The following is a 9231-nucleotide window of genomic DNA, read 5'->3' on the forward strand; positions in this document are numbered from 1 at the left end:
GTGGGAACGCCGCGACGACATCCACGAAGCCTTCCTCGGCCTCGCCACCTGCATCATCACGTACCGACACGTCGCACGACTTTGTTAGGACCTCTAAGCCAGTCGAAGTCGTACGTGCCGGGCTCCCCGACGCGTACGCGAACACGGAAGTCCTGCCCGTCGACCGTCACCATGATGGGATCACCGGCATAGCCGGGCCGCAGGTGCTCGGGCGCCAGGCCCGGCTCCGGCTCGCTGGACATGGCTGCTTTCTATCGCTTTCCCCGCCGGGACGTGCTGGCGATTCGGAAAAGGGCTGGGACGAGAACGGCCCAGGCTCGGCGGCAACGCCGCTGACCTGGCCGGAGTTCGTGGAGCGGGCGACGGGAATCGAACCCGCACCGTCAGTTTGGAAGGGCGCGCTCAACCGGCCGGGTTGCCCGAAACGCCTGCGCCCGACAACGGACCCTGGTGCTTCTCGTGCCCGTGCATGACCGGTGCGCGCTACGGTTACTGGCCCATAGATGGCCCGGCACGCCGGACTATCGCCACGTTGCCTCATTGTCGTATGACTCGCGGGCGTCGAGCAGTTCGTTCCAATGCTGCTCGGCCCACGCGCAGGCGACCGCCATCGGTTCGAGCATGCTGCGGCCCACCGGCGTCAGCTCGTACTCGACATGCGGGGTGGTCTCGGCGTAGACGGTGCGCTTGACCAGACCGTCACGTTCGAGGGAGCGCAGCGACTGGGTGAGGACCTTGGGGGTGACGCGGCGCAGCGGCACGCGCAGCTCCGAGAACCGGAGAGGCCCGTGCTCGAGGCATCGGATGATGAGCGCCGCCCACTTGTCGCCGAATCGGATCGGATTGAGCGAGGACGGGCACAGCTCGTCGAACATGTCGGCGGGCAGGGGTTGCCTCATGGGCCTCACGATAGCTGGTATCCCGGTGGTAACCGCTGCCCTCGATAGCGTCGGCGAACCGGCCGGGCGCACGGGCTCTGGCCCTGGTGAGAGGCGGTCACTTATGAACATCGTGGTCTTCGGCGCGGGCGGCCGGGCCGGGCGGCAGGCCGTCGCCGAGGCGCATCGACGCGGCCACCAGGTCACCGCCGTGGTACGCGACCCCGCAGGCCACAGCGACCTGGCCGACGTGCAGGTGGTGGCCGGCGACGTCACGGACGCGGTGAGCATCGCAGAGGCGGTCGCCGGGCATGACGCCGCCATCAGCGCGGCCGTGGACCTGGCCGTGCCACCGCACCACTTCTTCACCACGTCGTCCCGCGCCCTGGCCACCGGCCTGGTGAAGGCAGGCGTGCGCCGCCTGGTGGTGGTCGGCCTCGCATCGATCATGCCCGGGGCATCCGGTGCTCCCCTGATGGACGAAGCCGGCTACCCGAACGAGTACCGCTCCTTCTACCTCGGCCACGCAGCAGGCCTTGAAGAGCTTCAGACCTGCGATCTCGACTGGGCGTACATGGCCCCCGCAGGCGACTTCGACCACAACGGCACGCGCACCGGCCACTACCGGCTCGCCGATCACGGCGATCCGGCCAGCCGGATCAGCTACGCAGACTTCGCGATCGCACTTCTCGACGAAATCGAAGCACCCCGCCACCACCGCGCCGCCGCGAGTGTCCGGGAGGTGTGATGCCCAAGGTCCACGACAGCCCGAACCCCTGGATCGCCGAACACATCCGCCGGTTCGAGGAAACCGGAGGCCGACCACGGCCCGGCGTGAACGACCTGCTCCTGACGACCCGAGGCCGGAAAACCGGCGAGCTACGCCGTACCGCACTCGTCTACACGCGCGACGGCGACCGCTACGTGCTGGCCGCCTCCAACCGCGGCTCAGACCACCACCCCGCGTGGTACCTCAACCTGCTCGCCGACCCGTACGTCACAGTGCAGGTCGGTCCGGAGACCTTCACCGCACGCGCCCGCCCCGCCACTGCGGACGAGCGTCCACACCTGTGGCACCTGATGGTTTCGGCCATGTCGGAATACGCGGCCTACCAACAGCGAATCACCCGAGAGATCCCCGTGGTCCTCCTGGAACGCGTCCAAGACCTGAACAGTCACGCTCGGGGCGACGGCAGCGCCGTTTGCGGCGGGACCTGATCTCTGAGGAGGGCCGGGGTTCGGGGCGGAGCCCCGAGGTCTTCAAGGGCTTGGTCATCCCAAGTGGAGCCGGCCGGCCCGGCCGATGCCGGCCGAAGGTCGCCAGCAGGCCGGGGCCGGGCCGGCGCGGCCGCTTGCGGGCCGCCTCGACCTACGGGCAGCGGTGGATCGCTGAACGCAAGCTCGCCCCAAGGACGCGGCAGGGTTACGAGTTCGTCGCCCTGCCGGCCGCCGCCGTGGAGGCCCTGCGGGCGCATCTGGCCGAGTTCACCGCCGCCGACGCTGACGCCCTGGTCTCACCGGCGACAAGGGTGCACTGCTGCGATCCGCCCGGCAGGCCCCGGCGCAAGGGCGGCCAGAGTAGCTAATGGCCCACGGATGGCCCGCAAGATCGGAGCGGGGGAGTGGCCGACCGGCCCAGAATCGGGGGATGCAGCCTCTGACCTGGGCCGGAGGCCGGTGGAGCGGGCGACGGGAATCGAACCCGCACCGTCAGTTTGGAAGACTGAAGCTCTGCCATTGAGCTACGCCCGCGTGCGCCCCGACGTTGCGGGACGCGCCGACAGCGTACCCAATGGCCCACCCCGTCCGCTCAGCCGTATCCCGGCGCGGCGCGTGCCGTCGCCCGGTGCAGGGGTGGCCGGCGCACGCGGTGTCCGGTTGGTCCCCGTTCGGCGCGTTGGGTGACGCCCCGGCACGTCGCGCGGGCCGCGACCGCATAGACTGCTCGTCGCCACGGGGTGTGGCGCAGCTTGGTAGCGCACTCGCTTTGGGAGCGAGGGGCCGTGGGTTCAAATCCCGCCACCCCGACTGTCGTCCGCGGCCGGTCGCCGGGGTCGCCCTCCGCGCGGTCCCCGGCCGCTGCCGGTGCGCCCGGCCGGCTCGCCTACACTCGATGGGCTTATCACGCCCAGACTAAAACCGAGATCCGTCAAGGAGTACGCCTGTGAAGAGCACCGTCGAGACTCTGAGCCCGACGCGCGTGCGGCTCGCCATCGAGGTGCCGTTCGTCGAGCTCGAGCCGAGCCTCAAGAAGGCGTACCGGGAGATCGGGCAGCAGGTCCAGGTTCCCGGCTTCCGCAAGGGCAAGGTTCCGGCGGCCGTGATCGACCAGCGGGTCGGCCGGGGCACCGTCCTCAACGAGGCGGTCCAGGAGGCCATCCCGCAGAACATCCTCGCCGCCGTCCGCGAGCACGACCTGAAGACGCTCGGCCGCCCCGAGGTCGAGATCACCGAGTTCAACGACGGTGACTCGCTGAACTTCACCGCCGAGGTCGACGTCCGCCCGGAGATCACCCTGCCGGACCCGGCCACCATCGAGGTGACCGTCGACGAGCTGCAGATCGACGACAGCGAGATCGACGAGCAGGTGAAGAACCTGCGCGAGCGCTTCGCCACCCTGAAGACCGTCGAGCGGGCCGCCCAGGAGGGCGACTACGTCCAGATCGACCTGAACGCGACCGTCGACGGCGAGGACGTGCCAGGCGGCCAGGCGAGCAACATCTCCCACGAGGTCGGCAGCAAGCAGCTCCTCCCGGGCCTGGACGAGGCCGTCGTCGGCCTGTCCGCCGGCGAGAGCACCTCCTTCACCACCCAGCTCGTCGGCGGCGACTTCGCCGGCCGCGACGCCGAGGTGGCGGTGACCGTCCGCACGGTCAAGGAGAAGGAGCTGCCGGAGCTCGACGACGAGTTCGCCCAGATGGCGAGCGAGTTCGACAGCATCGAGGAGCTGCGCGGGGACCTGCGCGAGCGGGTCACCCGGGGCAAGCGGGTAGAGCAGATCTACGCCGCCCGCGACAAGGCCCTGGAGCAGCTCGTCGCCGCCGCCGAGGTGCCGGCGCCGGAGGGGGTCGTCCGCGAGGAGGTCGAGAGCCGCAAGCAGGCGATGGTCGACCAGCTCGAGCGCATCGGGGCCTCCCTGGAGGAATACCTGGCGGCCGAGGAGAAGACCGAGGAGCAGATCGACGCCGAGCTGACCGAGGCGGCGACCGAGGGCGTCAAGATCCAGCTGCTGCTGGACACCCTCGCCGACGCCGAGGAGGTCCAGGTCAGCGACGACGAGTTCGGCCACGAGATCGTGCACCGGGCCCAGCGCGCCGGGATGGCCCCGCAGCAGTACTACGACCAGCTGGTCCGCTCCGGCGCGGCCGGCGCCGTCTTCGGGGACGTGCGGCGCGGCAAGGCCCTGGCCTCGGTCATGGAGCGCATCAAGATCAAGGACTCGGCCGGCAACGAGGTGACGCTCGACGCCCTCCGCGCCGAGAGCGAGGCCGAGCACAACCACGAGCACTGATCGTCGGGTGAGGCCGCCGTCCGCCGCCTGCGGTGGGCGGCGGCCCGATCCCTTTTTCGGGGTACGTCTCCAGGGCTGCGCTGTTAGCGAACACTGCCCGGACCGGGACTCTGCCACCCGGCTGAGCGGTTAGTGTCGGGTAGGACGGTACGGAGAGCGAAGGGCTGCCATGACCGACATGCACATGCAAGCGATGCCGCTCCGGGCGATCGAGGCCCGCGGTGGCGACAACATTGGCAACCTCGATGACTCGGTCTACAACCGGTTGCTCAAGGAGCGGATCATCTTCCTGGGCAGCGAGGTGACCGACCAGGTCGCCAACCGCATCTGCGCGCAGCTCCTGCTGCTCGCCGCGGAGGACCCGGACCGCGACATCAACCTGTGGATCAACTCGCCCGGTGGCTCGGTCTACTCGGGCATGGCGATCTACGACACCATGCAGTTCATCGACAACGACGTGTCGACCGTGGCGATGGGCATGGCGGCCTCGATGGGCCAGCTGCTGCTCTGCGCCGGCACCAAGGGCAAGCGTTACGCCCTGCCGCACGCGCGGATCATGATGCACCAGCCGTCCGGCGGCATGGGCGGCACGGCGTCGGACATCGCCATCCAGGCGGAGCAGATGCTCTACACCAAGCGGATGTTCCAGGAGCGGGTCGCCTTCCACACCGGGCAGAGCCAGGCGCAGATCGAGGCGGATTCCGACCGCGACCGCTGGTTCACCGCCCAGGAGGCCACGGACTACGGCTTCATCGACAAGGTGATCACCGGAGCCACGCAGGTTCCGGAAGGCGCCGGGACCCTGAGCTGAGGAGCTGACGATGACCGACCTGAGCCTGCCGCCGCAGTTCGCGGCCGTGCACAACCGCTACGTCCTGCCGTCGTTCGTCGAGCGCACGTCGTACGGGGTCAAGGAGTCGAACCCGTACAACAAGCTCTTCGAGGACCGGATCATCTTCCTCGGCGTCCAGGTCGACGACGCGTCGGCCAACGACGTGATGGCGCAGCTGCTGACGCTCGAGGGCACCGACCCGGACCGCGACATCATCATGTACATCAACTCGCCGGGTGGTTCGTTCACCGCCATGACGGCGATCTACGACACCATGCAGTATGTCCGGCCGGACATCCAGACGGTCTGCCTCGGCCAGGCCGCGAGCGCCGCGGCCGTGCTGCTGGCCGCCGGCACCCCGGGCAAGCGCATGGCGCTGCCGAACTCGCGGATCATCATTCACCAGCCGGCCACCGAGGGCGGCTACGGGCAGGGCTCGGACATCGAGATCCAGGCCCGGGAGATCCTGCGGATGCGGACCCAGCTCGAGGAGATGCTCTCCCGGCACTGCAACCAGCCGATGGAGAAGGTTCGCAAGGACATCGACCGCGACAAGATCATGACGGCCGAGGAGTCCCGGGAGTACGGGCTGGTGGACACCATCCTCACCAGCCGCAAGAAGGGCCTGCTGGCGGCCAACGCCGCCAGCTGAGCAGTTTCACGTCGAGGTCGGCCGGGAGTCCGCTCCCGGCCGACCATCTGACACACCCGTTTTGGGGGTCGGAGAAAACTCCGCCAGCGGGTAACGTCGGGTCTGTACCGCTCCGCCGGTCCTCCGGCTGGGTGAACGAGGCGGGCGGCGTACCGTCCGCAGGTCAGGGCCGGGTCTCCGGCCGATGAGTGCAGGGAGAACGTAGGTGGCACGGATCGGTGACGGCGGCGACCTACTGAAATGCTCCTTCTGCGGCAAGTCGCAGAAGCAGGTCAAGAAGCTCATCGCGGGCCCAGGGGTCTACATCTGCGACGAGTGCATCGATCTCTGCAACGAGATCATCGAGGAGGAGTTGGCCGAGTCCGGCGAGGTGAAGTGGGAAGAGCTTCCCAAGCCGATGGAGATCTGCCAGTTCCTCGACAACTACGTGGTCGGGCAGGACCAGGCCAAGAAGGCGCTCGCCGTCGCGGTCTACAACCACTACAAGCGGATCCAGGCCGATGCGGCCGGCGCGCCGGGTTCCGGCAGCGACGCCGTCGAGCTGGCCAAGTCCAACATTCTGCTGCTCGGCCCGACGGGGTGCGGCAAGACCCACCTGGCGCAGACGCTGGCGCGGATGCTGAACGTGCCGTTCGCCATCGCCGACGCCACCGCGCTCACCGAGGCCGGCTATGTGGGCGAGGACGTGGAGAACATCCTCCTCAAGCTGATCCAGGCGGCGGACTACGACATCAAGCGCGCCGAGACCGGCATCATCTACATCGACGAGGTCGACAAGATCGCCCGCAAGTCGGAGAATCCGTCGATCACGCGGGACGTCTCCGGCGAGGGTGTCCAGCAGGCGCTGCTCAAGATGCTGGAAGGCACGGTGGCCAACGTGCCGCCGCAGGGCGGGCGCAAGCACCCGCACCAGGAGTTCATCCAGATCGACACCACCAACGTGCTGTTCATCTGCGGCGGTGCCTTCGCCGGGCTCGACCAGATCATCGAGGCCCGCACCGGCCACGGCGGCACGGGCTTCGGCGCCCGGCTCCGGTCGGTCAGCGAGCGGTCGACCGACGACATCTTCAGCCAGGTGATGCCGGAGGACATGCTGAAGTTCGGGCTGATCCCCGAGTTCATCGGCCGGCTCCCGGTGATCACCAACGTGCGCAGCCTGGACCGCACCGCGCTGGTGCGCATCCTGACCGAGCCACGCAACGCCCTCGTCCGCCAGTACCAGCGCCTCTTCGAGCTCGACGGCGTCGAGCTGGAGTTCGAGGAGCCGGCACTGGAGGCGATCGCCGACCAGGCGATGCTGCGCGGCACCGGCGCCCGCGGCCTACGCGCGATCATGGAAGAGGTCCTGCTCTCCGTGATGTACGAGGTGCCGAGCAACCCCGACGCCGCGCGGGTGCTGATCACCCGCGAGGTGGTCCTGGAGAACGTGAACCCGACGATCGTGCCCCGCGAGTTCACCGGCCGCCGCGCCCGGCGGGACCGCGAGGAGAAGTCGGCCTGAATTACTGCCACCGCCACCGCGCCCGTCCGTCGAGGTCGGGCGCGGTCGGTGTTTCCAGGGGGCGGTGAGCGCCGGCAGCGGGTGAGGCGAGACCGGGGCGGAGTGTTCGACGGTTGCGGCTGTCGCGCCGTGACCCGGTCCGGTCGTACGCTGATCCCCATGCGCGTCGCCGTCTGCCAGCTCAACGCCCGGGACGACCGTAAGGCCAACCTCGCGGCCGCCGAGGCCCTGCTGGAGCGCGCGGCCGCGGCCGGCGCGGACGTCGCCCTCCTGCCGGAGTACGTCGACTACCTCGGACCCGCCGCCGGGCTGCCCGAGCCGGAGCCGGTGGACGGCGAGGTGGGGCAGTTCTTCGCCGGCGTCGCGCGCCGGCTGGGCATCTGGGTGATCGCCGGGTCGATCCACGAGCGCGGGCCGGACGCGGCCCGCACCTGGAACACCACCCTGGTCCTCGACCGCTCCGGAGCGCTCGCGGCCACCTACCGCAAGATCCATCTGTACGACGTGGAGATCCCCGGCCGGGTCTCCTACCTGGAGTCCGCCACCGTCGCCCCCGGCGACCAGCCGGTGGTGGTCGACGTCGAGGGGCTCCGTGTCGGACTGTCGATCTGCTACGACCTCCGCTTCCCGGAGCTGTACCGGCAGCTCGCCACGGACGGCGGCGCCCAGTTGCTGGTGGTGCCGGCGGCCTTCATGCTGCACACCGGGCGGGACCACTGGGAGGTGCTGCTGCGCGCGCGGGCGATCGAGAACCAGTGTTTCGTCGCCGCGGCGGGGCAGACCGGCGACCACGACCCGGGCCGGACCTGCTTCGGGCGCAGCATGGTGGTCGATCCGTGGGGGACGGTGCTCACCCAGGTGCCCGACGGCCCGGGTGTCGCCGTCGCCGACCTCGATCTCGACCGGCTGCGGACCATCCGTGCCGAGTTGCCGAGCCTGGCGAATCGGCGCCTGTAGGACCTCAGCCCTGCAGCAGCACGCCCACCACGGCGAAGCCGGCGATCGCCGCGGCCGTGACGAGGAGGGCCGTCGTCATCCGGGACCGCCCCCGTCGGGCCAGCCGTGCCACCGACACCACGAGGACGAAGAGCACGAAGGCGCCGATGACCAACTGCCAGAACGGCAGCAGCAGCCCGAGCAGCGCGTCCTCGGCGAGCACCGCCGGCCGGGGGCGGGTGAGGTCGTCCATGACGAACACTCTGGCACGGCGGAGCCCCGTGCGGACCCTGTGCCGCCATCACGAATGCGGGACCCCTCCGCCGGCGAATCCGGGCAGTGACCGACGCTGATTTGCCTTCCCGGGGCAGTCCGCGTAACTTTCTCTCTGCACGCGGGAGGCCGGACAAACCGGCTGACAACGGGCACCAGGCTCGTGGCGGAGACGCCGAGCGAGACTGGATCGGGCGGTGCGAAGACACTCCGACGCGGGGTTGCGATCGCGAAACTGACCGGGTAGAGTGCTGAAGCCGGCAGGAGCCGGGCGGATAGCCGCAGAGCGGCGATCGGCCGGTCTGCGGTTCCCCACGACAGAAACGACCGCCGTTACGGCGTGCGTCATCGTGGATATGGCGCACCGAATGTTGATCATCTCGGACACGAGGTTGACAACGGGAAGTGAGTCGAGTAAGTTAGAGGAGTTGCCCCAAGCGGGATCCCACGATGTGGGACGCCTGAGTGGTGTGTGGTTGTTCTTTGAGAACTCAACAGGGTGCTTGATAAGCCAGTGCCAAATTGATTTATACCCCGGGACTGGTCAGGCCTATTGGTTTGGCTGGTTTTGGATTCCTTTGGCAACACATGTTGTCGGGATGACTGTTTCAACAGGTTTTTGTTGGAGAGTTTGATCCTGGCTCAGGA

General features: G+C 68.9%; 10 protein-coding genes and 2 tRNA genes. 8 read left to right on the plus strand and 4 right to left on the minus strand.

What is annotated here, in order from left to right; all coding sequences use genetic code 11:
- Positions 1-56: 56 nt before the first annotated feature.
- Positions 57-242 (minus strand): hypothetical protein, encoded by a 186-nt coding sequence (locus tag ACGF5G_RS35365; protein WP_393271218.1) that lies wholly within the window; start codon positions 240-242, stop codon positions 57-59.
- A 279-nt stretch (positions 243-521) separates the two neighbouring features.
- Positions 522-899: a winged helix-turn-helix transcriptional regulator gene (locus ACGF5G_RS35370; RefSeq protein ID WP_393271219.1), complete on the minus strand. Its 378-nt coding sequence runs from the start codon at positions 897-899 to the stop codon at positions 522-524.
- 103 nt (positions 900-1002) lie between these two features.
- On the opposite strand from ACGF5G_RS35370, the gene ACGF5G_RS35375 reads away from it, so the two are divergent.
- Together ACGF5G_RS35375 and ACGF5G_RS35380 are read left to right on the plus strand one after the other, a co-directional pair.
- The gene (locus ACGF5G_RS35375; protein ID WP_393271221.1) at positions 1003-1626 is read left to right on the plus strand and encodes an NAD(P)-dependent oxidoreductase; all 624 of its coding nucleotides are present in this window, start codon (positions 1003-1005) and stop codon (positions 1624-1626) included.
- The gene (locus ACGF5G_RS35380; RefSeq protein ID WP_393271223.1) at positions 1626-2096 is read left to right on the plus strand and encodes a nitroreductase family deazaflavin-dependent oxidoreductase; all 471 of its coding nucleotides are present in this window, start codon (positions 1626-1628) and stop codon (positions 2094-2096) included. Before ACGF5G_RS35375 ends, ACGF5G_RS35380 begins: the two co-directional genes overlap by 1 nt.
- A 460-nt stretch (positions 2097-2556) precedes the next feature.
- On the opposite strand, the gene ACGF5G_RS35385 is transcribed toward ACGF5G_RS35380, so the two are convergent.
- Positions 2557-2630 (minus strand) — tRNA-Gly (locus ACGF5G_RS35385).
- 202 nt (positions 2631-2832) lie between these two features.
- Here ACGF5G_RS35385 and ACGF5G_RS35390 point away from each other — a divergent pair.
- The 6 genes from ACGF5G_RS35390 (at position 2833) to ACGF5G_RS35415 (ending at position 8331) form a co-directional block, all read left to right on the plus strand.
- A tRNA-Pro gene (locus ACGF5G_RS35390) sits at positions 2833-2906 on the plus strand.
- 136 nt (positions 2907-3042) lie between these two features.
- Positions 3043-4389 carry a trigger factor gene (gene tig / locus ACGF5G_RS35395; RefSeq protein ID WP_357695710.1) on the plus strand — a complete coding sequence of 449 codons (1347 nt, stop codon included), beginning with the start codon at positions 3043-3045 and terminating at the stop codon, positions 4387-4389.
- A 169-nt stretch (positions 4390-4558) separates the two neighbouring features.
- On the plus strand, positions 4559-5200 hold the full coding sequence (locus ACGF5G_RS35400) for an ATP-dependent Clp protease proteolytic subunit (protein WP_350685012.1): 642 nt from the start codon (positions 4559-4561) through the stop codon (positions 5198-5200).
- Between the two features lie 10 nt (positions 5201-5210).
- Positions 5211-5873, plus strand: a complete 663-nt coding sequence (locus ACGF5G_RS35405; protein WP_357462851.1) for an ATP-dependent Clp protease proteolytic subunit — start codon at positions 5211-5213, stop codon at positions 5871-5873.
- Between the two features lie 205 nt (positions 5874-6078).
- The gene (clpX, locus tag ACGF5G_RS35410; RefSeq protein WP_350708380.1) at positions 6079-7374 is read left to right on the plus strand and encodes an ATP-dependent Clp protease ATP-binding subunit ClpX; all 1296 of its coding nucleotides are present in this window, start codon (positions 6079-6081) and stop codon (positions 7372-7374) included.
- A gap of 159 nt (positions 7375-7533) precedes the next feature.
- Positions 7534-8331: a carbon-nitrogen hydrolase family protein gene (locus tag ACGF5G_RS35415; RefSeq protein ID WP_393271226.1), complete on the plus strand. Its 798-nt coding sequence runs from the start codon at positions 7534-7536 to the stop codon at positions 8329-8331.
- A 4-nt stretch (positions 8332-8335) separates the two neighbouring features.
- On the opposite strand, the gene ACGF5G_RS35420 is transcribed toward ACGF5G_RS35415, so the two are convergent.
- Positions 8336-8563, minus strand: a complete 228-nt coding sequence (locus tag ACGF5G_RS35420) for a hypothetical protein (RefSeq protein ID WP_350708377.1) — start codon at positions 8561-8563, stop codon at positions 8336-8338.
- Positions 8564-9231: the final 668 nt, after the last annotated feature.

Source organism: Micromonospora sp. NPDC047730 (assembly GCF_043204765.1).
Taxonomy (GTDB): Bacteria; Actinomycetota; Actinomycetes; order Mycobacteriales; family Micromonosporaceae; genus Micromonospora.